This is a genomic window from Kitasatospora sp. NPDC087315 (genome assembly GCF_044744345.1).
Lineage (GTDB): Bacteria > Actinomycetota > Actinomycetes > Streptomycetales > Streptomycetaceae > Kitasatospora.
Genome location: NZ_JBIUYD010000023.1, coordinates 107,803 through 130,433, shown reverse-complemented (window position 1 = coordinate 130,433; position 22,631 = coordinate 107,803). Strand labels below are relative to the sequence as shown.

Here is a 22,631-nt window from a genome sequence, read left to right as displayed (position 1 = left end):
TTCTCACCCTCGCCGGCGGAGCTTCCACCGCCTCCCGCCCCGCCGCCGTCGGCCGCACCCGCGCCCGCCGTGACCGTCGCGATCGTCGGCGCACTGCCGCCGACCAGCGGCGCTCCGCCCCCGCCCGCCCTCGACCCGGTGGTCTGGACCGCTGTGCTGATCATCGTCGTCCTGGTCCCGGCCGTCCTCGCAGCGGCCCTCGGCCACTTCCACCCGACACCCCGGAGCCGCAGATGAACCCCGGCCCGCTCCTCAGCGCCGCCGCGGCCATGGCGATCGCCGTCGCCGCTCTCGCCGTCGCCCACCGGCTGCGCCCCGCCGTCCCCGAGGGTGAGGACCCACCCGAACCCCACCCCGCCATCTACGGGATCGGCTCCGGCCTGCTGTCCGGCTTCACCCTCCTCACCGGCTTCCTGATCGCCACCGGCTGGGCGGCGCGCTCCACCGGCGCGGTCCCGCCCGGCGGCCTCTACGCCGCCGACATCGCCGCCGGTGCCGCCGTCCTCCTCTACCCCTCCCTGGCCGGCCTGCCCTTCACCCCGCGTTACACCACCGCCGTCTGCCTCTTCGCCGCCCTGGTCGGCTACACCATGTCCCTGGCGCTCCAACTCCGGCCGTAGCCGGGCGCGTTGCGGTCCGGCGCGTCATCGGGCGGACGCCGCAGGAGGGTTGAGCGGTCCGCCGGGACAGGAGGCGGTCACGCACCGGATCGGGTGGCCCGGTCCCGGGCGGCGTCCGGCGCGGTCTCCCGGCACCGGGGAACCAGGGACCAGCACGCCGCCCTGGGTGCGGCCCTGGTGGCGTCCGAGGTCGTCGGCCGCACCCCCGAGATGGCCGGTGCGACCGTCGTCGGCGACACCGACGACCCGAAGCCCCCGGACGGCCGGCGCATCGGCGGCAGGGTGGTGGGCCAGGTCTTCGGCGGCGCCCTGGCCGGTCCGGTCTGGCGCGACGCCCCCACCGGGACCTTCACCCCGGCGCCGCTGCCGTAGCGGGCGCGTCAGGCTTTTCCGGGTGAGTCAGGCGTAGAGCGCCACCCTCGGTTCGATCGTCCCTCGCCCGACCGTTCCGAGGAGCGTTCCGACGACGGTGAGCCGGTACCGCCCGGTGAGGGTGTGGTGGCCGTGGAGGACGACCTTCGCCGGGGTGAGCCGGGTGTACAGGGTGCCGGTCTGGCTGGCGAGCGGCATGGTGCGCCAGTGGCCGTCGGGTGCCAGCACTTCGAGCCGGATGTCCGACGGATCGAGGTAGGGGCCCCGCTCGGGGGACTCGACCAGGATCTGCGGCGCCACGGTCCGGTCCGTCGACGCGTCGTTGCGGTACGTGACGGTGAACACCCGCTTCCCGTGGTCGGACGGCACCAGGCTGCTGGGCAGCTCCACGAAGCCGACCGGCGGGGCACCGGTCGCCGCCTGGGCGGGGGAGGTGAGCGCGGCGGCCGGCAGGGCGGCGAGGGCCGCGACGGCCAGGGCCAGGCTCCGGCGGGGGATCTTCCGGGTGCGCACGGCACCTCCTTCGGCCGACGGCCGCGTCACCGGGCGCGTCGACGGTTCGGGCGGATCCGTATCCCTCCACCCTGCCCCCTCCCGCGGAAAGCCGCATGCGGCGGGCGCACGATCGGCCTGAGGCCGACGGCCGGTCCGATGGCCGTGCACGGGGACATGCTCGTGCGGCACCCGTACGAGCCCCTTGGCATCGATCATCTAGCCTGGAAGACGTACCGGAAGCCCCGACGAGGGGGTGAGCGCGCATGGCCGCAGCCGAGCCCACCGCGGGCCGGGTGCTGCTCGACCGGATCGGGGCGCAGGCCGCCGTACTGGCCGGGCTGGACGCGGCCGTGCGGGCGGACGAACCGGACGCGGTGCACCGGATGCGGGTCGCCTGCCGGCGGCTGCGCAGCGCGCTGCGGACGTACCGGCGACTGTTCGTCCGGGGCACCACCGACGAGTTGGTGGCCGAGCTGCGGTGGCTGGCCTCCGCCCTCGGGCGGGCCCGGGACCGGGAGGTGCTGGCCGAGCGGCTGGTGGCGCGGGCCCGGGAGCTGCCGCCGGAGTGCGGACCCGAGCAGGTCGCGGCCGAGCTGGAGCGGTGGGGGCGGGAGGAGTACCGGCGGGTCCGGCCGGAGGTCGTCGCGGCGCTGGACAGCCCCCGGCGGCAGGCCCTGGCGGCGGGCCTGGCCGCGCTGCTCGCCGACCCTCCGCTGCGCGGGCGCGCCGAGCGGGCCGCCGTGCCGGAGCTGGCCAGGGTCGCCGCGCGCGAGCAGCGCCGGACGGCCGAGCGGGTGCGGCTGGCCCGGGCCGCCGCTGACCCGCCCGCGCGTGACCGGGCCCTGCACGAGGCGCGGAAGGCCGCGAAGCGGGCCCGTTACGCGGGGGAGACGGCGGCCCCGGCCGTCGGCCCGGCGGCGGAGCGGTACGCCGAACGGATGAAGGCGGTCCAGGAGGTGCTCGGGGAGCACCAGGACGCGGTCGTCGCGGCGACCGCCCTGCTCGAACGCGCCACCGCCCCCGGCGCCGGCCGGACCTTCGGCTACGGGGTGCTCTACGGGCAGCAGCTGGCGGCCGCCGAGGCGGCCCGGCGGGACCTCGCACCGGTGTGGGCCCGGGCGGCGAAACGGCGCCTGGCCCGATTCGGGTAGCGGGTCTCCCGCCGGTGCTCAGTCCTCGCGCGGGGCGAGGCCCGCGGAGCGGGCGGCGGTGCGGAGCAGGTCGCGGAGCATGGCGGTGGTGAGGCGCCCGGTGTTCGTGTTGCGCGGGCTGACGTGGTAGCAGCCGTACAGCTCCAGCGGCGGGCCGCCGTCGGCGGCGGCCAGGGTGACGTGGGCGCCGTGGCCGAAGACCGGACGGGGGCGGGGGAGCAGCCAGCCGGCCGCGGCGACCGCCGGGAGCAGCGCCTGCCAGGCGAAGCCGCCGAGCGCGACCACGGTCCGGACGGTGGGCCGCATCAGCTCCAGCTCCCGGGTGATCCAGGGGCGGCAGGTGTCGCGTTCGGAGGTGGTCGGCTTGTTGTCGGGCGGGGCGCAGCGGACCGGGTCGGTGATCCGGACGCCGTGCAGGCGCAGCCCGTCCCCGTGCCGGACCGACTCGGCGCGGTTGGCCAGCCCGAGCCGGTGCAGCGCGGCGTAGAGCAGGTCGCCGGAGGGGTCGCCGGTGAAGATCCGCCCGGTGCGGTTGGCGCCGTGCGCGGCCGGGGCGAGGCCGACCAGGACGAGCGGCGCGTCGGGCGGGCCGAAGCCGGGGATCGGGCGGGCCCAGTAGTCCCAGTCCTGGTAGGCGCGGCGCTTGGTGCGGGCGGTCTCCTCGCGCCAGGCGACCAGGCGCGGGCAGGCCCGGCAGCCGGTGACGACGCGGTCGAGCACGGCCAGCCCGTCCGCGCGGGCGGCGGCCTCGGCCGGGTGACGGGGGTGGCCGGGGTCGGTGGCGGGGCCTTCGTCCGGGCGCTGGGGCATGGGCACGATCCTAGGGTTCCGTAGGGTCCCGCACCGGGCCGCCTGTACCAGGGGCGTGGGGGAGCCGTTTCGGCGGCGCCCCGGCAGGCGTAGCGTGGAACCGGTGGTTCCGGCGGACCCCGGCTCGGCCGGGTCGGTGACGGCCGGGGCGTGCTGGTGCGCGCGAGGAGACCGCGATGCTGATTTTCGATGCGGTGCTGGGGGCGGTGCTGGGGGCCATCGGGCTGGTGGGCGTCTGGGCCGGGCTGAGCCTGCGGGTCGTGCAGCAGTTCCAGCGGGGTGTGGTGTTCCGGTTCGGCCGGGTCCGCCCGCAGCTGCGGGAGCCGGGGCTGGTGGCGCTGATGCCGGTGGCGGACCGGCTGCGGCGGGTGAACGTCCAGATCGTGACGCTGCCGATCCCCGCGCAGGAGGGCATCACCCGCGACAACGTCACCGTCCGGGTGGACGCGGTGGTGTACTTCCGGGTGGAAGACCCGGTGAAGGCGATCGTCAACGTCCAGGACTACAACTTCGCGATCTCGCAGGTCGCGCAGACCTCACTGCGCTCGATCATCGGCAAGAGCGAGCTGGACGACCTGCTGGCCAACCGCGAACCGATCAACCAGGGGCTGGAGTTGATGATCGACAGCCCGGCGCTGGGCTGGGGCATCGAGATCGACCGGGTGGAGATCAAGGACGTCGCGCTGCCGGAGTCGATGAAGCGATCGATGTCCCGGCAGGCGGAGGCCGAGCGGGAGCGCCGGGCGCGGATCATCACCGCGGACGGCGAGTACCAGGCGTCGGCGCGGCTGTCGGAGGCGGCGGCGGTGATGAGCGCGACCCCCGCGGCGCTCCAACTGCGGCTGCTGCAGACCGTGGTGGAGGTGGCCGCGGAGAAGAACTCGACCCTGGTGCTGCCCTTCCCGGTGGAGCTGCTGCGGTTCCTGGACAGCGCGACCGACGCGCACCACCGGTCGGCGGCGCAGGCCGAGGAGCCGTCGGCGGAGGTCGGGACGGGCGCGGCGGAGGCCGTGGCGCCCGGGGTGGAGCAGCTCGAACTTCCCCCGTTGGAAGAGCTGTTGGAACATTCGCCGCTGGACGAGCCGGACGGCGTGGCGCACCCGGAGCCGGGCAGGCGGGAGAGTGGGCAGGACGGGCCGCGGGTCGAGCGGGCCGGGTGACGGCGGCGGTGGCGCGGCGCCCGGTGGCGGAGGCCCCCGGGCCGGACCACGATGGAGTAACGGGAGTGGCAGGCACGTCAGGAGGCCGATCATGACCAGAGCCAGCGACATCATGCACCAGGGGGCGGAGTGCGTGGGTGAGCACGAGACCCTCGCCGACGCGGCCCGGATCATGCGGGAACGGCACGTCGGGGCGCTGCCGATCTGCGGCGAGCAGCAGAAGCTGCTGGGCATCCTCACCGACCGGGACATCGTGCTGAAGTGCGTTGCCGAGGGCCGGGATCCGGCGCGGGTGACCGCCGGTGAACTGGCCCAGGGCCGGCCGATGACCGTGGAGGCGGACGAGGACACCGAACAGGTCCTGCGGGTGATGGAGCAGTACCGGGTGCGGCGGCTGCCGGTGATCAACCACCCGGAGCACGAACTCGTCGGGATGATCAGCGAGGCGGACATCGCGCGCGGGCTGCCGCAGGCCAGGGTCGCGGAGTTCGTGTCCGCGGTCTGCGCCGAGGAGGAGCCGGCGGCGGAGAGCGCCACGAGCGCCCAGGGCGGCTGACCCGGGGCCCGGGAACCACCCGGGCGCCGCCGCTCCCGCCCGGGGGTTCAGGCCCCGGGCGCCTCCCGCAGCGCCCGCGCCATCAGCTCCGCCAGGTGCAGGGACTGGCGCCCCTGGGCGAGTTGGGAGATCTGGGTACGGCAGCTGAAGCCGTCGGCCAGGATCACGGTGTCGGCGGACGCGGCCCGGACCTCGGGCAGCAGGACCCGCTCGGCGATCGCCACCGAGACCTCGAAGTGCCCCTGCTCGAAGCCGAAGTTGCCGGCCAGTCCGCAGCAGCCGGAGTCCAGCACGCGGTTGTGCAGGCCCATCCGGGCCTCGACCCGGCGGTCGGCGGCGGTGCCGAGGACGGCGTGCTGGTGGCAGTGGGTCTGGGTGATGGCGTCCAGCGGGAGCCACGGGAGCGGGGCGTCCGGCGCGTACGCGTCGATGAACTCGGCGAAGGTTCGGGTCCGTTCGGCCGCCGGGCGGCCTTCGGGGCCGAGCAGGCGGGGCAGGTCCTCGCGCAGGGTGGCGGTGCAGCTCGGGTCCATGCCGACCACGGGGGTGCCGGCCGGCAGCCCGGTGCCGGCCAGCGCGCGCAGGCTGCGGCGCATCACCCGCCGGGCGGTGCCGAGTTGGCCGGTGGAGTACCAGGTCAGGCCGCAGCAGACCGGCCCGGACGGCAGCCGGACGTCGAAGCCCAGATGCTCCAGTACCTCGACGGCGGAGCGCAGCACGCCGGGCTGGAGATGCTCGGAGAAGGTGTCCGGCCAGAGCAGGACGGGCCGCGCGCCCACCGGGGCGGGGTGCGCGGCGCGGTGGCGCCGGTACCAGCGGGTGAAGGTCTCCGGCGGGAAGACCGGGACCACCCGCCGCGGGTCGATCCCGCCGAGCCGCTTCAGCGGCCCCGCGACGGGGGAGCGGGCGATCAGGTTGGCCGCGCCGGGGGCGAGGGCGACGGCCCGCAGCCAGAGCGGCAGCCAGCCCATCGAGAGGTGCGCGGCCGGCCGCGGCCGGTGCCGGTAGTGCTGGTACAGGAACTCGGTCCGGTAGGTGGCCATGTCGACGTGGACGGGGCAGTCGCTCGCGCATCCCTTGCAGCCGAGGCAGAGGTCCAGGGCCTCCCGGACCTCCGGCGAGCGCCAGCCGTCCGGGATCGACTCGCCGCGCAGCATCTCGGCGAGCAGCCGGGCCCGGCCCCGGGTGGAGTGGCGTTCCTCGCTGGTCGCCATGTAGCTGGGGCACATCACCCCGGTGCTGGTGTCGACGCACTTGCCGACCCCGACGCACCGGTGCACGGCCTTCAGCAGGCTGCCGTCGTCACCCGGGTACGGGAGCGCGAGCGGCAGCGGGCGGACCGGCCCGGCGAAGCGCAGATCGGCGTCCAGCGGGCGCGGGTCCACCAGCGCACCCGGGTTGAGGACGTTGCCCGGATCCCAGATCCGCTTGAACTCCCCGAACAGGCCGATGATTTCGGACGGGTACATCCGGCTCAGCAACTCGGCGCGGGCCTGGCCGTCGCCGTGCTCACCGGAGAGCGAACCGCCGTACGAGACCACGAGATCGGCCGCCTGCTCCATGAACTCCCGGAAGACCAGCACCCCTTGGGGCTCGGTCAACGGAAAGTCGATCCGCAGGTGGACGCAGCCCTCGCCGAAGTGCCCGTACGGAACGCCGCGCAGACTGTGGCGGCGAAGCAGCGCCCGCAGGTCGCGCAGATAGTCGCCGAGCCGCTCCGGCGGCACCGCGGAGTCCTCCCACCCGGGCCAGGCCTCGATCCCCCCTCCGGCCGCGCCGCCCGGCAGCCGGGTGACGATCCCGGCGGCGGCCTCGCGCACCCCCCAGAGCTGCCGCTGCTCGCCGGGATCGGTCACCACGGTGGCGGTGGCCGGGCGCTCCCGCCGTACGGTGTCGGCGAGGAGGCGCGCGGCGTCGAGCGCCTCGGCCGGCGTCGTGCCGCCGGTCTCCAGGAAGAGCCAGCACGCGCCCTCGGGCAGCCGGTCCAGCGCGGGCGGTCGGGGGCCGGCCGCGAGCAGGGCGGCGATCAGGTCGGCGGCCATGCCCTCGACGGTCAGCGGGCGCAGCGGCAGCAGGGCGGGGACGGCGTCGGCGGCCGCGCCCTCGTCGGGGTAGCCGGCCACCACCAGGGCGCGGGCGGCCGGCTCCTCGACCAGGCGGACGGTGGCGCCGAGCAGCAGCGCGCAGGTGCCCTCGGTGCCGGTGAGCGCGCGGGCGAGGTGGTGGCCGTGCTCGGGCAGCAGCGCGTCCAGCGGGTAGCCGGAGGTGCGGCGCGGCAGGCTCGGCATGCCCTGGCGGATGGTGGCCAGGTTGCGGTCGGTGAAGTCCTGGAGGTCCCGGTGGAGTTCGCCGACCCGGCCGGGGAGCGCCCGCAGCGCGGCGCGTTCGGCGGGGCCGAGCGCGCCGCCGACGGTCAGTTCGGTGCCGTCGGCGAGCAGCAGGTCCAGCGACTCGACGTTGTCGCTGGTGCGGCCCCAGACCACCGAGTGCGCACCGCAGGAGTCGTTGCCGATCATGCCGCCGAGCGTGCACCGGCTGTGCGTGGACGGGTCCGGCCCGAACCGCAGACCGTGGCGGCGGGCGGCCCGTTGCAGGTCGTCCAGGACGGCGCCGGGCTCGACCCGGGCGGTGCGGCGCTCCGGGTCCACGTCGAGGACGGCGCCGAGGTGGCGGCGGAAGTCCAGCACGACGGCTCCCGGGCCGATCGCCTGCCCGCCGACGCTGGTGCCGGCCCCGCGCGCCACCACCGGAACGCCGTACTGCCCGCAGAGCGCGAGCGCCGTGCGCACGTCGTCCAGGTCGGCCGGTTTGACCACGCCGAGTGGCAGGTGGCGGTAGTTGGACGCGTCCTGGCTGTAGACGGCCCGCTCGGCCGCGCCGAACCGGACCTCGCCGCGCAGTGTGGCGGCCAGCTCGCGGGCCAGATCGGTGCCGGGGGTGGCGGAGGGGCGGCTCATACGGGTCCTCCCGGTACGGTTCGGCGGGCGGGGCGGCAGAGGTCCCGCCGATCATCGCAGCCGGACGCCGGGACGGGTACGGGCCACCCCGGCGTGCGGCCGACGGAGTGGCGCGTACCCGCACCCGGCCCTGGCACCCGCACCCGCCTTCGACCCGGGCGCCGTCGGACCGGGTCGTTCACCGGGCCGTTCACCGGGCCGTCAGGCCGAGGCCTTCCGGCGGGCCGAGCCGGTGAGCGTCCCGCGCGCGATGTGCGAGAGCTTGGCCATCTCGAAGGCCGGGTAGGCGCCGCCCGCCAGCAGCGAGAACTTGACGCCCTCGCGACCGGCCGGCCGCCGGTGGCCCGGGGGCTGGAACCGGCGGTGGTGTTCGGCGGCGCGGTGGAAGAACTGGGGGCGCTCGGCGCGGGCCACGCACCCGGCGAGGTCGAAGACGAACAGGTAGTGCCGGATCATCCGGGTGAAGAGGGCGTCGCGGACGGCGTCCAGCCCGGGCCGCTCGTCCAGCAGGGCGAAGCTCCGCTCGTACTGCTCGAAGATGTCGAAGCGGCTGCTGCCGGGCGAGCCCACGGGGTGGACGGTCTCCCGGCGCCGCAACTGGACGCAGGCGCGCGGCAGGACGGCGATCCGCCCGGCGGCCAGCATCGCCCGGTGGGCGACCGGGATCTCCTCGTACCGGCCGTCGGGGAAGGCGAGGCCGTGGTCGTGCCAGAGGTCGCGGCGCAGCAGCCGGTCCCAGACCAGGGCGGGCGCGCCGAACAGCGCGGGCCGGTCGAGCGGCCCGGCCACCTCCGGCCCGGCCTCGGCCAGCAGTGTCTCCGCGCCACCGGGCCAGTCGCGCCCGGCGTGGTGGCGGGTGTGCCCGAAGAGCAGGACGTCCACCGGCCCGGTCCGGTCGAGCCGGTCGGCCAGCGTCCGGAGGCCGTCCCGGGGCAGCAGGTGGTCGGCGTCCAGGAACAGCAGGTACTCGCCCACCGCCCGGGCGGCCCCCGCGTTGCGGCTGACACCGACGCCGACGGCCGCGTCGAGGCGGAGGACGGAGATCCGGGGGTGGCGCGCCGCGAAGGCGTCCACGAGACCGGCCGGGCAGTCGGGGGAGCGGTCCGCGACCACGACGACCTCGAAGTCGCGGAAGGACTGGCCGACGAGTGAGTCCAGGCAGTCCGCCAGCTGTTTCCGCTGGTCATAGGCGGGGAGCACGACGCTGATCAGGGGTGAGGGCATGACGCCGGAGCGTAGGAGCGCCTGCGGGAGGTGGCAAAGCCCCGCAGGCGCTCAATTCTGATCAATACCCGTCAAACCGTACGTACGTCCGCCATATCTTCACCCGGTATGCCGGATGTGTCCACGCCGGTGAGCCGCCGCCGATCAGTACCAGTGGTGGGACTGCCAGAAGGACCAGGCGCCGCAGGGGCTGCCGTAACGGGAGTTCATGTAGTCCAGGCCCCACTTGATCTGGGTGGCGGGGTTGGTGCGCCAGTCGGAGCCGGCGGAGGCCATCTTGGAGGCGGGGAGGGCCTGGACCAGGCCGTAGGCGCCGGAGGAGGCGTTGGTGGCGCTGGGGTTCCAGCTGCTCTCGTGGGAGACGATGTTGCTGAAGCACTGGAACTGGCCGGCCGGGACCATCTGGGCGGCGATCTCGCGGGGGCTGCCGGAGTACGTGGGCTTGCTGTTGAGGTCGGAGCGCGCCTGGGAGCGGGAGGCGGCGGCCTCGGCGTCCGCCTTGGCCTTCGCGTCGGCCTCGGCCTGAGCGGCGGCCTGCGCCTGGGCGGCGGCGTCCGCCTCGGCCTGAGCCTGGGCGGCGGCCTGCGCCTCTGCCTGCGCCTGTGCCTCGGCCTCCGCCTGGGCGGCGGCGGCAGCCGTCGCGTCCGCCTGGGCCTGGTCCCCGACCGGTCGGCCGTCCACGGAGACACCGGCCACCGGGGCGGCGGCCTCGGCGCCGTTGCCGCCGCTCTGCGGGATGGCGAGGGCGGCGGTGGCCGCGCCGGCCACCACGAGGGTGGTGACACCGGTGATCAGGGAGTTTCGGCGGGCATGGCTGAGCTGCATGGAGCGGGCGATCCTTTTCCGTCGGGGGCCGTGCCGGTGGCACGCGGGGGCCGGACATCGCGCGAGCGTGCTCGGGGGAGCGGGCCCGCGGTGCCGTCCGGGACGGCCGTGGCGCCCCGGCGGAGGAACTGCGGGGCGGGCGGGGTACGCGGTGGGTGGTGCGGTCCGCGCTGCCTGGCGACGGGCCATTCTTGGCAGAGCCCGGGACGGGCGGCAAAGGCGCTCGGTACTACGGCCGGTAGTGGACACGGCGGGTGCGGACGACGAAGCGCCCGGCCGAGGCCGGGCGCTTTGAAAGGTTTTGTCCGATTGAGGCAATCGATGGGCCCGGGGCGCCTCGTCGTCGAACGACGGGGTGGAGCGGGCCGGTGGCCTGGGTTCTTCCGGGGCGGCGGGGAGTGCCCGCGCCCCGGAGCCCCGGGTGGGCGGCGCGCGTCCGTCCGCCGGAGCCGGTCCGGCCCGGGGGTGACCACTATCGGCGGCAGTAGGTGGCAAAACCCGTGTGGGCGGCCTCACACGCCGGGGCGGTCCGGGCGGCGGGGAGTGGCGCAGGGTGACCGGCGGGTCACCGGTTCAGGGGGTCGGGTGCGGGTCGGGCCCGGCGACCGCCCGCGGAGGAGCGCTCGCGTACGGGTTGCCCGGGACGGGCGGCCCGGACCGGTCGTAGGGGGGCACATCCGGCACGGCCTCCCCGCCGACGGCCTCCGGTCCGTCGGCGCCCGCCTCCGTGCCCGCCTCCGCGTCCTCGGCGCCCTCCTCGACCGGCACCAGGTCGCGGGCCAGCAGCGTGGCACCGGCCACCGCGCCGGGCATGGCGAGGACCGTCACCAGCGGGATCAGGAACGCCAGGATCAGCGGCACCCCGAAGCCGAGCGAGAGCCCGAGCCGGGCGCGCAGCAGCCGGATCCGTTCGCGCTGCGGCACCCCGCGCCGCTGGAGGCCCACCGCCGTCAGCTCGACCGCGAGGAAGAAGCCGGACACCAGGAACCCGGCCGCCGGTACCACCGTCTGCCCCACCACCGGGATGAACCCGCAGACGAACAGCGGGATGCCGAACCCGGCCACCCGGACCAGCACGAACAGGCTGTCCCGCGCCGCGGTCCACAGCTCGCGCCAGAGTGGGACGTCCGGCGGGGTGGGCGCGCCGCCCTCGCTCTCGTCGACCTTCGCGCAGAGCGACTCGTAGAACGGCTGCCCGACCAGCAGGGTGACCGCGGTGAAGGTGATCAGCGAGATCAGCAGCCCGCCGCCGAAGACGACCGCGGCGAGCGCGGTGCGCAGCAGGCCCTGCCACGGCGAGCCCCAGCCGTCCGCGAACGGGGTGGCCCACTCGGCGAGGTCGTCCGACCAGCCCCCGAGGAACACCAGCGCCACCGCGTACCCGGCCAGGGTGAGCAGCGCGGGCAGCATCCCGAACGCCCACCAGCGGCCGTGCCGCCCCACCCACCTCTGGCCCTTGACCAGGTATCCCATCCCCGCCGCAAGATCTCGCACAGCACGAAAGCGTAGGGGCTCCCGGTCCGCGGGTCATGTCCGTTCCGTCACGAGCGGGTACCGGAACGCCGCCGGGCCCGGAAGCCTCCGCATCGGCTTCCGGGCCCGGCGTTCCCTGGGCGGTGCGGTGGCTCAGGCAGCCGCCGCCACCGCCGTCCGCCGCCGGCGGCCCACCACGGCCGACGCCACCAGCACGATCGCTGCGGCGACCAGCGACAAGTACATCTGTTTCCGCCCGTCGGCGTCCGTGAACATGTACGCCACCACGAACCCGATCATGCCGATGGCGGTCCAGGTCAGGTACGGGTACAGCCACATCCGCACGGTCAGGCGCTCGGGGGTCTCGCGCTCGATGATCCGCCGCATCCGCAGCTGCGAGAAGCAGATCACCAGCCAGACGAAGAGCGCCACCGCACCGGAGGAGTTCAGCAGGAAGGCGAAGACGGTGTTGGGGGAGGTGTAGTTGAAGAAGACGGCGACGAAGCCGAAGACCACCGAGGAGAGGATCGCGACCCGCGGCACCCCGCGCTTGGTCACCGAGGCGAACGCCCTGGGGGCGTCCCCGCGCCGGCCGAGCGAGAAGGCCATCCGGGAGGCGGTGTACATCCCGGAGTTGAGGCAGGACAGCACGGCGGTCAGCACGATCACGTCCATCACCTGGGCGGCGCCCGGGATCCCTATGTGCTCCAGCACGGCCACGTACGGGCTGCCCTTGACCGAGGCGGCGTCCCACGGCAGCAGGGTCACCACCAGCAGGATCGAGCCCAGGTAGAAGATCCCGATCCGCCAGATCACGCTGTTGGTCGCCTTGCGGACCGCCCTCTGCGGGTCCTCCGACTCGCCGGCCGCCAGGGTGACGATCTCGCTGCCCATGAAGGCGAAGACGACCGTGAGCATGCCGGTGAACACCGCCCCCACGCCGTGCGGCAGGAAGCCGCCGTGGCCGGTCAGGTTCGTCATCCCGACCGCGTGGGTGCCGGGCAGCAGCCCGAACGCGGCCAGCGTGCCGACCACCAGGAAGGCGGCGATCGCTACCACCTTGATCCCGGCGAACCAGAACTCGAACTCGCCGTAGGAGGCGACCGAGAACAGGTTGGTCGCGGTCAGTACCGCCATCACGATCAGTGCGAACGCCCACTGCGGCACGCCCGGCATCCAGTTGTTGAGGATCTTCGCGCCGGCGGTGGCCTCCACGGCGAGCACCACGACCCAGAAGAACCAGTACAGCCAGCCGATGCTGAATCCGGCCCACCGGCCGAGCGCCCGGTCCGCGTACGCCGAGAACGAGCCGCTCTGCGGATCGGCCGCCGCCATCTCGCCGAGCATCCGCATCACCAGGACGACCAGCACGCCGGCGAGGGTGTACGAGAGCAGGATGCCGGGGCCGGTGGTCGCGATGCCCGCGCCGGAGCCGACGAACAGGCCGGCGCCGATCACACCGCCGATCGCGATCATCGACAGGTGGCGGTTCTTGAGTCCCGCCTTCAGGTGACCGTCGGCCGGGGGTGGGGTGGAGCCGCCGGCGGGGGGCGAGACGGCGGGGGTGGTGGTTTCCGCACTCATCAAGGGTGCCTGTGCCTTTCCAGCGCGGCCTGCCCCTCGGCACGTGCGCCGGAGGGTGGGGGGACGGATCCGCGCATTGCGGTGCAACCTACTTTCTCCTTCCGCATATCGGAACAACGTTCTGGTAAATGTTCGCTCACCGGACATAAAGGGGCAGGTCAGAGTGGGTGAAATGGGGTCCGGAAAAGCTCAGATCTGACGCAGCGAAAGGCGCTCGGGAGGTGCTGGAGCCCGGCGCGGGGATTCGTCAACGGGCCGTACATACTGGCGGCGTGATGATCGCCTTCTTGGTGCTCGGCCTCCTCGCCGTCCTCGCCCTGCTGACCCTGGCACACTGGTATCTCTGGCGGCGCCTGGTGCGCGACGTCTCCACGCCGGGCGGCTGGTGGCGCAGGGCCGGTACGGTGCTCGCCGTCCTGCTGCCCCTGCTCGCGGTCGGCGCCCTGGTCGGCGGGCGCGCGCTGCCGCTGGCCGTCGAGCGGTGGCTGGCCTGGCCCGGCTACCTCTGGCTCGCGGTGCTGCTCTACCTGCTGCTGGCGCTCGCCGTGGGCGAGGCCGTCCGGCCGCTGCTGCTCCGGCTGCCGCGCCGGCACAGTGTGGAGCCAACCACCCTGGAAGAAAAGGAAACTGATGAATCGTCGGTCATGGCCCCCTCGCCGGAGCGCCGGCTGTTCGTCGCCCGCACGGTCGCGATCGGCGCCGCGGGCGCGGCCGCGGCCGTCGTCGGCAACGGTACGTACGGCGTGCTGCGCGGGCCGCGGCTGAAGCAGGTCACCGTGCCGCTCGCGAAGCTGCCCGCGCGGGCCCACGGCTACCGGATCGCCGTCGTCAGCGACATCCACCTCGGTCCGATCCTGGGCCGCGCGCACACCCGGCGGATCGTCGACACCATCAACGGCGCGCAGCCGGACCTGATCGCCGTCGTGGGGGATCTGGTGGACGGCTCGGTGGCCGAACTCGGCCGCGAAGCCGAACCGTTGGCCCGGTTGAGGGCGCGCGACGGCGCCTACTTCGTCACCGGCAACCACGAGTACTTCTCCGGCGCCGGGCCCTGGGTCGACTTCATCCGCGAACTGGGCGTCCACCCGCTGCAGAACGCGCGGGTCGAGCTGGCCGGCTTCGACCTGGCCGGGGTCAACGACATCGCCGGGCGGGACCAGGGGGACGGCCCGGACTTCGGCAAGGCGCTCGGCGACCGCGACCGGGCCCGTACCTCCGTCCTGCTCTCGCACCAGCCGGTGACCATCCACGACGCCGTCCGGCACGGCGTCGACCTCCAGCTCTCCGGCCACACCCACGGCGGCCAGCTCTGGCCCGGCAACTACCTGGCCGAACTCGCCAACCCGACCGTGGCCGGCCTGGAACGCTACGGCGACACCCAGCTCTACGTGACCCGTGGCGCGGGTGCCTGGGGCCCACCGGTCCGGGTCGGCGCGCCGTCCGACATCACCATCGTCACGCTGGCCTCGTTGCAGGTCTGATCCCCGGTGCCCCCGCCCGGCGGCGAGGTGCCGGGCGCACCGCTCGCCGATGGGCCGCGGGGCGCCTGGCCGGCCCGGAGGTGCGGGCGGTGCGGGCGGTGCGGGGGCGTGGTGTCGGGGCGACGGCATGGAATCTCCGGGGAAAGGGATTTGACGGTCCGTCACCCGGGCGGGGGCGCGAAATGATCGAATCCCGATGCTAGGGCTTGTCCGACGATTCGCGTCGCATCAGCGCGCGGCGGGAATCGTCGGACAAGCCCTGGGCGGAGGAATGTCCGAATCGGCCGAAGACACGGCACGGTGCTCTCCCCGGTCCGGGTGGCGGCCCGCCCCGGCGCCGGGGGCTACCGCTCGGTCACGTCCAGCAGGGTGATCCGTCGGGCGTCCGCCGGCCGCCCGGTGAGACGGGCGGCCAGGATCCGCGGGATGTCGCGCTCCTGCGAGTACCCGGGCAGCACGGTGACGTCCGCCCGCCGCACCCCGGCCCGGCCGGCCACCGTGTACGTCACGCGGTAGACCGTCCGCTCCGGTGGCGGGGGCGGGCAGCCGGGCCGCTCCACGCCGCGCACCGCGTCCACCTCCTCGCGCCGCCGCCCATTCTCCGCCCGGACGGGCCCGGCGGCGATCCTGTGGCCGATCGGGGTAAAGGCGGGCAGAGTGGGAATCTCCGGAGCGGGATGCTCCGATGAGCGGGAACCTCCGGGAAGGGGCGACCCCATGCAGACCACCTGGAAGGGGACGATCAGCTTCGGGCTGGTCAGCATCCCCGTTCACCTGTACTCCGCCACCCAGGAGCACGACGTCCCGCTGCACCAGGTGCACGCCAGGGACGGGGGCCGGGTGCGGATGAAGCGGTACTGCGAGCGGGAGGAGAAGGAGGTCCCGTACGCGGAGATCGCCAAGGGCTACGAGTCGCCCGACGGGCGGACCGTCACGCTCACCGACGAGGACCTCGCCGACCTGCCGCTGCCCAGCAAGAAGATCATCGACGTGCTGGCCTTCGTCGACGCCGCCGAGATCGACCCGCTGATGTTCTCCAAGGCGTACTACGTCGGCGTCGCCGACCAGGCCGCCGCCAAGCCGTACGCCCTGCTGCGCGACGCGCTCACCGAGTCCGGTCGGATCGCGGTCACCAAGATCGCGCTGCGGACCAGGGAGTCGCCGGCCGTCCTGCGGGTGCACGACGGGACACTGGTGCTCCAGACCTGCATCTGGCCCGACGAGGTCCGCTCGGCGGCCGGCATCGCCCCCGAGGAGGACATCGCCGTCCGGCCGCAGGAGCTCAGGATGGCGCGCTCGCTGATGGACACCCTCTCCGAGGGCTTCGACCTCTCCCAGCTCCACGACGACTACCAGCAGGCGCTCCAGCAGGTCGTCGAGGCCCGGATCCAGGGGGTGGAGGTGCCGCACGAGGAGGAGCCGGGCGAGGCGCCGGACAACGTCATCGACCTGATGGAGGCGTTGCGCAGCAGCCTCCGGCAGGCCAGGGGCGGGCACCGGGGGCGGGCAGCCGAGGCGCCGCCCGACGCGGAGGCGGCAGCCGGGGAGCCGGAGTCGGAGGCGGCGGCGCCACGCAAGCGCGCCCCCGCGAAGAAGCCCGCCGCCGGGACCCGGACCGCGAAGGAGGCGTCCGTGAAGAGCGCGTCAGTGAAGAGCACAACCGCGAAGAAGACCACCACCAGGAAGTCCGCAGCTCCCCGCAAGGCCTCGTGAGCTGCTCACCGGCAGTCCCCCCGACGTCCGGAGGCGATCCAGATGGACCTGTTGACCTACAAGGAACTCGACACCGGCCCCGAAGCCCCGCAGCATCCGAGCCGGGCGCACCGGGCCTGGCACGCCCTGCTCGGCCTCAGCCCGACAGCGGTCGTGTTCATGGTCGCGCTCTCGCTCGGGCTCGGCGCGATCGGAGCGCAGGTGAGCTGGCTCCCGATGCTGGTGATCTTCAGCATCGTGTGGGGCCTGACCCTGATCGCGCTGGGCGGCGTGGTCGCGCGCTGGCTGACGCCCGGCCGGGGCAGGCACCGCATGGCGGGCTGACCCGGCCGGGGACGCCGACCGGAGGGGCGGGTCGGGGGCCGGTCGGCGGGTGTGCCGGGGTTCAGGCGAGCCACACCGTGGTGACGTTGCAGAACTCCCGGATCCCGTGCCCGGACAGCTCCCGCCCGAACCCCGAGCGCTTGACGCCGCCGAACGGCAGCGCCGGGTGCGAGGCCGTCATGCCGTTGAAGAACACCCCACCCGCCTGGATGTCCCGGACGAAGCGCTCCTGCTCGGCCGGGTCGTCGGTCCAGACGTTGGAGCTGAGCCCGAACGGCGTGTCGTTGGCCAGGGCCACCGCCTCGTCCAGGTCCGCCGCCCGGTAGACGGTGGCGACCGGCCCGAAGGTCTCCTCCTGGTGGACGCGCATCGCCGGGGTGATGCCGGTCAGGACGGTCGGCTCGTAGAACCAGCCGTCGTCCCACCCCTCGGGGCGACGGCCGCCGCACTCCACCCGGGCGCCGTGCGCGCGGGCGTCCTCGACCAGTTCCTCCAGGTCGGCGCGGCCCTGGCGGCTGGCCAGCGGGCCGACGTCCGTCGCCTCGTCCAGCGGGTCGCCGACCGTCAGCGCCCGCATCGCCTCGGTGAACGCGGCGGTGAACCGCTCGTAGACGTCCGTGTGCACGATGAAGCGCTTGGCGGCGATGCAGGACTGCCCGTTGTTCTGCGCCCGGGCGCGGACGGCGGTGCGCACGGCGGCGTCCAGGTCGGCGCTCGGCAGCACCACGAACGGGTCGCTGCCGCCCAGCTCCAGCACGGCCTTCTTCACCTCGTCCGCGGCCGTCGCGGCGACCGCCCGCCCGGCCGGCTCGCTGCCGGTGAGCGTGACCGCGGCCACCCGGCGGTCGCGGATCACGTCTTCGACGGCGTCCGAGCCGATCAGCAGCGTCTGGAAGCAGCCCTCGGGGAAGCCGGCCCGGCGGAACAGCTCCTCCAGGGCCAGCGCGGTGCGGGGCACGTTGGACGCGTGCTTGAGCAGGCCGACATTGCCCGCCATCAGCGCGGGCGCGGCGAACCGGACGACCTGCCAGAGGGGGAAGTTCCAGGGCATCACGGCCAGCACCACGCCGAGCGGACGGTAGCGGACGTAGGCGCGGGCGGCGCCGGAGTCGGCGACGTCGGCCTGGTCCGGGTGCTCGTCGGCGAGCAGTTCCTCGGCGTGCTCGGCGTACCAGCGCATCGCCTTGGCGCACTTGGCGGTCTCGGCGCGGGCGGCCGTCAGCGGTTTGCCCATCTCCTCGGTCATCGTGCGGGAGACGGCCTCCTGGTCCTCGTCCAGCAGGTCGGCGGCGCGGCGCAGCAGTTCGGCGCGGTGGGCGAAGGAGGTGAGGCGGTGGGCGCCGAAGGCGGCCTCGGCGCGGGCCAGCCGCTGCTCGACACCGGCGGCGTCGAGCGGTTCGAAGGTCTCCAGGGTCTTGCCGGTCGCGGGGTTGACGCTGGCGATGGGCATCGGGGGCTCCCAGAGGGTCGCGGTCCGTGGGGTCTGATCCTCCACCCTCGCCGACGTCCCACCCCGGGCCCGCCACCGCCGCCCGGCGTGTCCCGCCGGGCGGCGGCCGGTCCGGCGCAGCCCGCCCCTACTCCGGCAGCGACTCCACCCGGGCCGCCGCCTCCCGGGCCCGGGCCCCGGCCCTGGTCCGGGCCGCGGTGACCTGCCGGTTGGGGAACCGGCGCAGGAACTCCGCCTCCAGCTCACCGGTTCGCAGGGTGTGCCGGTTCAGCGCCTCCTCCGAGCCGTACAGGAAGGTCTCGTGGCGGGTGCGGTGCAGCTGCTCCAGCTCGTGCAGCAGCGTGTCGTTCCCCAGGGCGTGCGCGGAGATGCCCGCGGGTCTGGGGTGCGGAGCGTCGGGGTGCCGCATGTCCGTTTACCTCCTCGGCGGAGCCGCGCAGGACCAACCCCCTCTGGCGTTACTCGTTCCCCGCCCGGCGCCCGGGATAACTCGATCGGATCATAGGATGGTTCTTTACGCCTGTTTGTCCCTCTGTACGTCCCGCCGCGCCCTCCTTCGATCCCCTCCCCGTCGACCGAAACGAATCACGCATGCCCCTCCCCAAGGCCGAACTCCACCTGCACATCGAAGGCACCCTGGAGCCCGAGCTCGCCTTCGCCCTCGCCGCCCGCAACGGCATCACCCTCCCGTACGCGGACACCGAGGAGCTGCGCCGCGCGTACTCCTTCAGCGACCTGCAGTCCTTCCTCGACCTGTACTACGCGCTGATGGCCGTCCTGCGGACCGAGGACGACTTCGCCGACCTCGCCGACGCCTACCTGGCCAGGGCCGCCGAGCAGGGTGTCCGGCACGCCGAGATCTTCTTCGACCCGCAGGCGCACACGGCACGCGGCGTCCCGCTCGGCACCGTGGTCCAGGGGCTCACCCGCGCCCTCGCCCGCGCCGAGGAGCGGTACGGCATCAGCACCCGGCTGATCATGTGCTTCCTGCGCGACCAGTCCGCCGAGTCGGCCCTGGAGACCTTCGAGGCCGCCCGCCCCTACTTCGACCGGATCTCCGGCATCGGCCTGGACTCGGCCGAGGTCGGCAACCCGCCGGCCAAGTTCCGCGAGGTCTACCGCCGTGCCGCCGAGGCCGGGCTGCGCCGCGTCGCCCACGCCGGCGAGGAGGGCCCGGCCGGCTACATCACCGAGGCCCTGGACGTCCTCGGCGTCGAGCGCATCGACCACGGTCTGCGCTGCCTGGAGGACGCCGACCTGGTCGACCGCCTCGTCCGCGAGCAGATCCCGCTCACCCTCTGCCCGCTCTCCAACGTCCGGCTGCGCTGCATCGACACCCTCGCCGACCACCCGCTGCGCACCATGCTCGCGGCCGGCCTGCTGGTCACCGTCAACTCCGACGACCCGGCGTACTTCGGCGGCTACGTCGACGACAACTTCCGCGCCGTCGAGGCCGCGCTCGACCTCGACCCCGAGACGCTGCGCCTGCTGGCCGCGAACTCCTTCCGCGCGTCCTTCCTGGACGACGAGCGCCGCGCCCTCCTGCTCGCCGAGGTCGCCGCGTACGAGTTCGGGCGCACCGTGGCCTGACGCCCGTCAGGAGACCGGGGTCCTCCCGTCCGTCCAGGCCCCGCGGTGGTCCGGGGCGGGCGGGAGGACGCGGCCGGGGGACTCAGAGCAGAGTGCTCCAGTAGTACCAGAACCGGTTGAGGATCAGCAGCGCGATCACCGCGTACCAGAGCGCCGGCACCACCCAGTGGTAGCGGGCGGCCTCCCGGACCACCGGGCGCAGCGCGCGCGGGGCCGGGATGACACCGGACCGCAGGTTGTGCAGGGTGGTGTACCAGAACAGCGGGATCATCGCCGCCCAGACCACCATGCAGTACGGGCAGAGCGCGCCGATCCGGTACAGCGCCTGGTACATCAGCCAGGTCACGAAGCCGATGCCGAAGACCGTCCCGGCCTGGAGGCCGAGCCAGAACCAGCGGCGGTACGTCGCCCCGGCCAGCAGACCGGCGCCGATCGCGATGACGACGGCGAAGCCGATCAGGCCGAGCAGCGAGTTGGGGAAGCCGAAGGCCTCGGCCTGGTCGCTGCGCATGACCGAGCCGCAGCTGATGATCGGGTTGATGTTGCAGTTGGGGACGTACGACGGGTCCTCGAGGAGCCGGATCTTGTCCAGGGTGAGGACGGCGGAGGCGAACAGCCCGATCGCCCCGCCGATCAGCAGCAGCAACGCGAAGGGCCGGCCCGCGCCGTACGTCCGGGGGGCGGTGGCGGGGGTGGCGGCCGTCATCCGGTCACCTGCTTGACCATGGCGGTGAACTGCTCGGGGCCGACCGGCCCGTTGCCTCCGAAGACCTCCAGCTTCCTGCCGTCCAGCTTGACCGTCGGGGTGCCGGTGACGCCGCTCTTGTCGAACGACTTGTTCACCTCGTTGGCCCACGGTGCGTAGGTGCCGTCCTGGACGGCCTTCACGAAGGCGTCCGTCTTCAGCCCCGGCACCTGGCCGGCCAGGTCGAGCAGGTGGTTGACGTCGGCGAAGGCGTCCTGGCGCTCGTCCGGCTGGTTGGCGTAGAGCACGTCGTGGAACTGCTTGAACTTGTCCACGCCCTCGTTCAGCGCGGCGCCGGCGGCGGCCAGCGCGGTGCGCGAGCCCTTGCCGCCCAGGCCCTTGTCCAGAAACGTCGCCAGGTGGTACTCGATCTTGTACGTACCGTCGTCGGCGAGCTGCTGGATGGTCTTGCCGTTGGTGGTCTCCAACTGCTCGCAGTACGGGCAGCGGAAGTCCTCGTAGATCTCCAGGGTGTGCGGGGCGTCGGCCTTGCCGTAGGTGATCACGGTGCCGTCGGCGCCGCTCGCGTTGGCGGGGGTGACCAGCGGGCCGTTCGCCGCCGCGTCGCCGGGGCCGGAGGAGCCGCCGACGGCGAAGGCCACGCCCGCGGCCAGGGCGAGCACCGCGGCGGAGGCGGCGCCGACGATCGTCCGGCGGCGGATCTTCGCGGACCGCTCGGCGCGCAGGCGCTCCTCGCGCATCCGCTCGGTGGCGGCTCGGCGGGCGGCGGCCTTGGCGCCCCCGGCGTTCTGCGGGCGGGCGTTCTGCGGCTTCTTCGGGGTGTTGCTCATGGCGGGGTGTCGTCCTGTGCTCTCGGTCGGGAGGGATGCGGGCGCGCGAGGGCGCGGCGAGAGACCGGCGGAGGACCGCGGAAGGGAGGTGCTCAGCAGGCCGGGGCGAGCGCCGGCGGACCACGCCGGACGGCCGGGCGGGCCACCACGTCCTCGACCGGGACACGGACCCGGCTGGCATGCGGGAACGGCACCCGGGCCACCGGCCGGGCCGGGACGGGCGCGGCGAGCAGCAGCCGCCAGTGGGCGGCCGCCGGGAGGAAGTGCCGCAGGAAGTCGCCCAGCGTCCGGGCGGCCTGCGCCAGCCCGGTCAGCGCGGCGTCGGCACGGCGCAGCCAGAAGGCGCCGGTCAGCGCGATCGCGGTGTGCAGCAGAAGGAGCAGCGGCACCCCGGCCGACTCCGGGACGCCGTGGCCCAGCAGGAAGCCGCCGAGCGAGCCGCCGCCGCAGAGCAGCGGCTCGAAGCCGCGTGCGGTGCCGGGCGGCAGCGAGGGACAGGTGGTCTGGGCGAGGCCGAACAGGGCGCTCAGGCCCAGTTGCAGCGGCAGGAAGACCGCCGCGATCGCCGGGTAGCGGCGCTCGGAGCCGGCCAGGGCGAACGCCACCGCGAAGACGGCGACGCCGGCCGGTGCCAGCGTGCCCAGCGGCAGCGGACGGCCGGTGACCAGCACCTGACCGAGCCCGGCGAGCAGCACGACCAGCGCGGCGAAGACCGCCGCGCGGAGCGTCCTGGAGACCGGGCTGATGTCCATGGCATCCGAGTCTGCCACAGGTTGAAACGTGGACCACCGGGCCGAAGGTCCGCTGTGAAGATCCTCACCGCCCGTTCTGAGCTGGGCTTATGCGGCCCCTACCCGGGCTTCGACCAGATCGCGGAACAGCTTCAGGTCGGTCCGCACCGCCCGTTCGATCGCCCCGGCCTGGGCGAAGCCGTGCGGACCGCCGAACGCCTCGTGCACCGCCTCCGGGTCGTACTCGACGCGGATCTGCAGCCGGGTGTGGCCCGGGTCGAGCGGGAGCAGTGCGAAGGCGCCCCGCAACGGCAGGCCGGCCAGCGTCCGCCAGGACATCACCCGGCCCCGGCCCCGGTCGGTGATCTCGGTCTCCACGTCCTGTTCGGCGCCGTCGATCTCCACCCCGAGATGGGCCAGGTTCCGGCCGTGCGGGGAGGCGCTGCGCACCCCGGCGACGAACCGCGGATAGTCGTGGACCCGGTGCAGCTGCTCCCAGGCGGCCAGTACCGGGGCGTCGATGTCGATCTCTTCCTCGAGCATGCTCATGCGGGGCGGACCTCCTTCTGCCCGGCCCTC

General features: G+C 74.2%; 24 protein-coding genes. 10 read left to right on the top strand and 14 right to left on the bottom strand.

The window, feature by feature from the left end:
* Window positions 1-69 precede the first annotated feature (69 nt).
* From ACIO5D_RS29275 to ACIO5D_RS29265, 3 genes are all read left to right on the top strand, one after another.
* On the top strand, window positions 70-237 hold the full coding sequence (locus ACIO5D_RS29275; protein WP_363604987.1) for a hypothetical protein: 168 nt from the start codon (window positions 70-72) through the stop codon (window positions 235-237).
* Window positions 234-620: a hypothetical protein gene (locus tag ACIO5D_RS29270; RefSeq protein WP_400798886.1), complete on the top strand. Its 387-nt coding sequence runs from the start codon at window positions 234-236 to the stop codon at window positions 618-620. The genes ACIO5D_RS29275 and ACIO5D_RS29270 overlap by 4 nt, the downstream gene beginning before the upstream one ends.
* 93 nt (window positions 621-713) lie before the next feature.
* On the top strand, window positions 714-992 hold the full coding sequence (locus tag ACIO5D_RS29265) for a hypothetical protein (protein ID WP_400798883.1): 279 nt from the start codon (window positions 714-716) through the stop codon (window positions 990-992).
* 27 nt (window positions 993-1,019) lie between these two features.
* Here ACIO5D_RS29265 and ACIO5D_RS29260 read toward each other — a convergent pair whose 3' ends face one another.
* Window positions 1,020-1,505: a signal peptide protein gene (locus tag ACIO5D_RS29260; RefSeq protein ID WP_400757144.1), complete on the bottom strand. Its 486-nt coding sequence runs from the start codon at window positions 1,503-1,505 to the stop codon at window positions 1,020-1,022.
* A gap of 245 nt (window positions 1,506-1,750) precedes the next feature.
* Between ACIO5D_RS29260 and ACIO5D_RS29255 the strand changes: the two genes are divergently transcribed.
* A complete protein-coding gene (locus tag ACIO5D_RS29255; protein WP_400798880.1) occupies window positions 1,751-2,638 on the top strand; it encodes a CHAD domain-containing protein in 888 nt (295 codons plus the stop codon).
* 18 nt (window positions 2,639-2,656) lie between these two features.
* Here the strand turns inward: ACIO5D_RS29255 and ACIO5D_RS29250 are convergent, their stop codons facing one another.
* Window positions 2,657-3,448 (bottom strand): uracil-DNA glycosylase, encoded by a 792-nt coding sequence (locus ACIO5D_RS29250; RefSeq protein WP_400798877.1) that lies wholly within the window; start codon window positions 3,446-3,448, stop codon window positions 2,657-2,659.
* 176 nt (window positions 3,449-3,624) lie between these two features.
* On the opposite strand from ACIO5D_RS29250, the gene ACIO5D_RS29245 reads away from it, so the two are divergent.
* Window positions 3,625-4,608, top strand: coding sequence for a slipin family protein (locus tag ACIO5D_RS29245; RefSeq protein ID WP_400798875.1), 984 nt, complete (start codon window positions 3,625-3,627; stop codon window positions 4,606-4,608).
* A 91-nt stretch (window positions 4,609-4,699) separates the two neighbouring features.
* Window positions 4,700-5,164 carry a CBS domain-containing protein gene (locus tag ACIO5D_RS29240; protein WP_363604980.1) on the top strand — a complete coding sequence of 155 codons (465 nt, stop codon included), beginning with the start codon at window positions 4,700-4,702 and terminating at the stop codon, window positions 5,162-5,164.
* A 47-nt stretch (window positions 5,165-5,211) separates the two neighbouring features.
* On the opposite strand, the gene ACIO5D_RS29235 is transcribed toward ACIO5D_RS29240, so the two are convergent.
* The 5 genes from ACIO5D_RS29235 to ACIO5D_RS29215 form a co-directional block, all read right to left on the bottom strand.
* Entirely contained in the window at window positions 5,212-8,121 is a 2,910-nt protein-coding gene (locus ACIO5D_RS29235) for an FAD-binding and (Fe-S)-binding domain-containing protein (RefSeq protein ID WP_400798873.1), read from the bottom strand.
* A 201-nt stretch (window positions 8,122-8,322) separates the two neighbouring features.
* Complete coding sequence (locus ACIO5D_RS29230; RefSeq protein WP_363604978.1) at window positions 8,323-9,345, bottom strand: glycosyltransferase; 1,023 nt, start codon at window positions 9,343-9,345, stop codon at window positions 8,323-8,325.
* A gap of 144 nt (window positions 9,346-9,489) precedes the next feature.
* The gene (locus ACIO5D_RS29225; protein ID WP_400798870.1) at window positions 9,490-10,170 is read right to left on the bottom strand and encodes a transglycosylase SLT domain-containing protein; all 681 of its coding nucleotides are present in this window, start codon (window positions 10,168-10,170) and stop codon (window positions 9,490-9,492) included.
* A 573-nt stretch (window positions 10,171-10,743) separates the two neighbouring features.
* Window positions 10,744-11,664 (bottom strand): EI24 domain-containing protein, encoded by a 921-nt coding sequence (locus ACIO5D_RS29220; RefSeq protein WP_363604975.1) that lies wholly within the window; start codon window positions 11,662-11,664, stop codon window positions 10,744-10,746.
* Window positions 11,665-11,796: 132 nt separating this feature from the next.
* A complete protein-coding gene (locus tag ACIO5D_RS29215) occupies window positions 11,797-13,227 on the bottom strand; it encodes an amino acid permease (protein WP_363604974.1) in 1,431 nt (476 codons plus the stop codon).
* A gap of 275 nt (window positions 13,228-13,502) precedes the next feature.
* On the opposite strand from ACIO5D_RS29215, the gene ACIO5D_RS29210 reads away from it, so the two are divergent.
* On the top strand, window positions 13,503-14,708 hold the full coding sequence (locus ACIO5D_RS29210) for a metallophosphoesterase (RefSeq protein WP_400798913.1): 1,206 nt from the start codon (window positions 13,503-13,505) through the stop codon (window positions 14,706-14,708).
* A gap of 344 nt (window positions 14,709-15,052) precedes the next feature.
* Here the strand turns inward: ACIO5D_RS29210 and ACIO5D_RS29205 are convergent, their stop codons facing one another.
* Window positions 15,053-15,286 (bottom strand): hypothetical protein, encoded by a 234-nt coding sequence (locus ACIO5D_RS29205; protein WP_363604972.1) that lies wholly within the window; start codon window positions 15,284-15,286, stop codon window positions 15,053-15,055.
* A gap of 139 nt (window positions 15,287-15,425) precedes the next feature.
* Between ACIO5D_RS29205 and ACIO5D_RS29200 the strand changes: the two genes are divergently transcribed.
* Window positions 15,426-16,421, top strand: a complete 996-nt coding sequence (locus ACIO5D_RS29200; protein ID WP_400650454.1) for a Ku protein — start codon at window positions 15,426-15,428, stop codon at window positions 16,419-16,421.
* Window positions 16,422-16,463: 42 nt separating this feature from the next.
* Entirely contained in the window at window positions 16,464-16,745 is a 282-nt protein-coding gene (locus ACIO5D_RS29195) for a hypothetical protein (RefSeq protein ID WP_363604970.1), read from the top strand.
* 61 nt (window positions 16,746-16,806) lie between these two features.
* On the opposite strand, the gene ACIO5D_RS29190 is transcribed toward ACIO5D_RS29195, so the two are convergent.
* Together ACIO5D_RS29190 and ACIO5D_RS29185 are read right to left on the bottom strand one after the other, a co-directional pair.
* Complete coding sequence (locus ACIO5D_RS29190; protein ID WP_400650451.1) at window positions 16,807-18,195, bottom strand: NADP-dependent succinic semialdehyde dehydrogenase; 1,389 nt, start codon at window positions 18,193-18,195, stop codon at window positions 16,807-16,809.
* Window positions 18,196-18,322: 127 nt separating this feature from the next.
* Entirely contained in the window at window positions 18,323-18,604 is a 282-nt protein-coding gene (locus tag ACIO5D_RS29185) for a DUF6158 family protein (protein WP_363604966.1), read from the bottom strand.
* A gap of 182 nt (window positions 18,605-18,786) precedes the next feature.
* On the opposite strand from ACIO5D_RS29185, the gene ACIO5D_RS29180 reads away from it, so the two are divergent.
* Entirely contained in the window at window positions 18,787-19,785 is a 999-nt protein-coding gene (locus tag ACIO5D_RS29180; RefSeq protein WP_363604965.1) for an adenosine deaminase, read from the top strand.
* 82 nt (window positions 19,786-19,867) lie between these two features.
* On the opposite strand, the gene ACIO5D_RS29175 is transcribed toward ACIO5D_RS29180, so the two are convergent.
* The 4 genes from ACIO5D_RS29175 to ACIO5D_RS29160 all read right to left on the bottom strand — a co-directional run bounded on the left by ACIO5D_RS29175 (window position 19,868) and on the right by ACIO5D_RS29160 (window position 22,601).
* Window positions 19,868-20,491 (bottom strand): vitamin K epoxide reductase family protein, encoded by a 624-nt coding sequence (locus ACIO5D_RS29175; protein WP_400650447.1) that lies wholly within the window; start codon window positions 20,489-20,491, stop codon window positions 19,868-19,870.
* On the bottom strand, window positions 20,488-21,321 hold the full coding sequence (locus tag ACIO5D_RS29170; RefSeq protein WP_363604962.1) for a thioredoxin domain-containing protein: 834 nt from the start codon (window positions 21,319-21,321) through the stop codon (window positions 20,488-20,490). The genes ACIO5D_RS29175 and ACIO5D_RS29170 overlap by 4 nt, the downstream gene beginning before the upstream one ends.
* Before the next feature lie 92 nt (window positions 21,322-21,413).
* Complete coding sequence (locus ACIO5D_RS29165; RefSeq protein WP_400798867.1) at window positions 21,414-22,073, bottom strand: hypothetical protein; 660 nt, start codon at window positions 22,071-22,073, stop codon at window positions 21,414-21,416.
* A gap of 87 nt (window positions 22,074-22,160) precedes the next feature.
* Complete coding sequence (locus tag ACIO5D_RS29160; protein ID WP_400798865.1) at window positions 22,161-22,601, bottom strand: SRPBCC family protein; 441 nt, start codon at window positions 22,599-22,601, stop codon at window positions 22,161-22,163.
* Between the last annotated feature and the right edge of the window lie 30 nt (window positions 22,602-22,631).

Coding starts and splice junctions, on each gene's coding strand:
- ACIO5D_RS29270 (WP_400798886.1), top strand. CDS start 234: ATGAACCCCGGCCCGCTCCTCAGCGCCGCCGCGGCCATGGCGATCGCC.
- ACIO5D_RS29160 (WP_400798865.1), bottom strand. CDS start 22,601: ATGAGCATGCTCGAGGAAGAGATCGACATCGACGCCCCGGTACTGGCC.
- ACIO5D_RS29255 (WP_400798880.1), top strand. CDS start 1,751: ATGGCCGCAGCCGAGCCCACCGCGGGCCGGGTGCTGCTCGACCGGATC.
- ACIO5D_RS29165 (WP_400798867.1), bottom strand. CDS start 22,073: ATGGACATCAGCCCGGTCTCCAGGACGCTCCGCGCGGCGGTCTTCGCC.
- ACIO5D_RS29225 (WP_400798870.1), bottom strand. CDS start 10,170: ATGCAGCTCAGCCATGCCCGCCGAAACTCCCTGATCACCGGTGTCACC.
- ACIO5D_RS29215 (WP_363604974.1), bottom strand. CDS start 13,227: ATGAGTGCGGAAACCACCACCCCCGCCGTCTCGCCCCCCGCCGGCGGC.
- ACIO5D_RS29175 (WP_400650447.1), bottom strand. CDS start 20,491: ATGACGGCCGCCACCCCCGCCACCGCCCCCCGGACGTACGGCGCGGGC.
- ACIO5D_RS29210 (WP_400798913.1), top strand. CDS start 13,503: ATGATCGCCTTCTTGGTGCTCGGCCTCCTCGCCGTCCTCGCCCTGCTG.
- ACIO5D_RS29170 (WP_363604962.1), bottom strand. CDS start 21,321: ATGAGCAACACCCCGAAGAAGCCGCAGAACGCCCGCCCGCAGAACGCC.
- ACIO5D_RS29230 (WP_363604978.1), bottom strand. CDS start 9,345: ATGCCCTCACCCCTGATCAGCGTCGTGCTCCCCGCCTATGACCAGCGG.
- ACIO5D_RS29250 (WP_400798877.1), bottom strand. CDS start 3,448: ATGCCCCAGCGCCCGGACGAAGGCCCCGCCACCGACCCCGGCCACCCC.
- ACIO5D_RS29185 (WP_363604966.1), bottom strand. CDS start 18,604: ATGCGGCACCCCGACGCTCCGCACCCCAGACCCGCGGGCATCTCCGCG.
- ACIO5D_RS29190 (WP_400650451.1), bottom strand. CDS start 18,195: ATGCCCATCGCCAGCGTCAACCCCGCGACCGGCAAGACCCTGGAGACC.
- ACIO5D_RS29245 (WP_400798875.1), top strand. CDS start 3,625: ATGCTGATTTTCGATGCGGTGCTGGGGGCGGTGCTGGGGGCCATCGGG.
- ACIO5D_RS29235 (WP_400798873.1), bottom strand. CDS start 8,121: ATGAGCCGCCCCTCCGCCACCCCCGGCACCGATCTGGCCCGCGAGCTG.
- ACIO5D_RS29180 (WP_363604965.1), top strand. CDS start 18,787: ATGCCCCTCCCCAAGGCCGAACTCCACCTGCACATCGAAGGCACCCTG.
- ACIO5D_RS29200 (WP_400650454.1), top strand. CDS start 15,426: ATGCAGACCACCTGGAAGGGGACGATCAGCTTCGGGCTGGTCAGCATC.
- ACIO5D_RS29240 (WP_363604980.1), top strand. CDS start 4,700: ATGACCAGAGCCAGCGACATCATGCACCAGGGGGCGGAGTGCGTGGGT.
- ACIO5D_RS29195 (WP_363604970.1), top strand. CDS start 16,464: ATGGACCTGTTGACCTACAAGGAACTCGACACCGGCCCCGAAGCCCCG.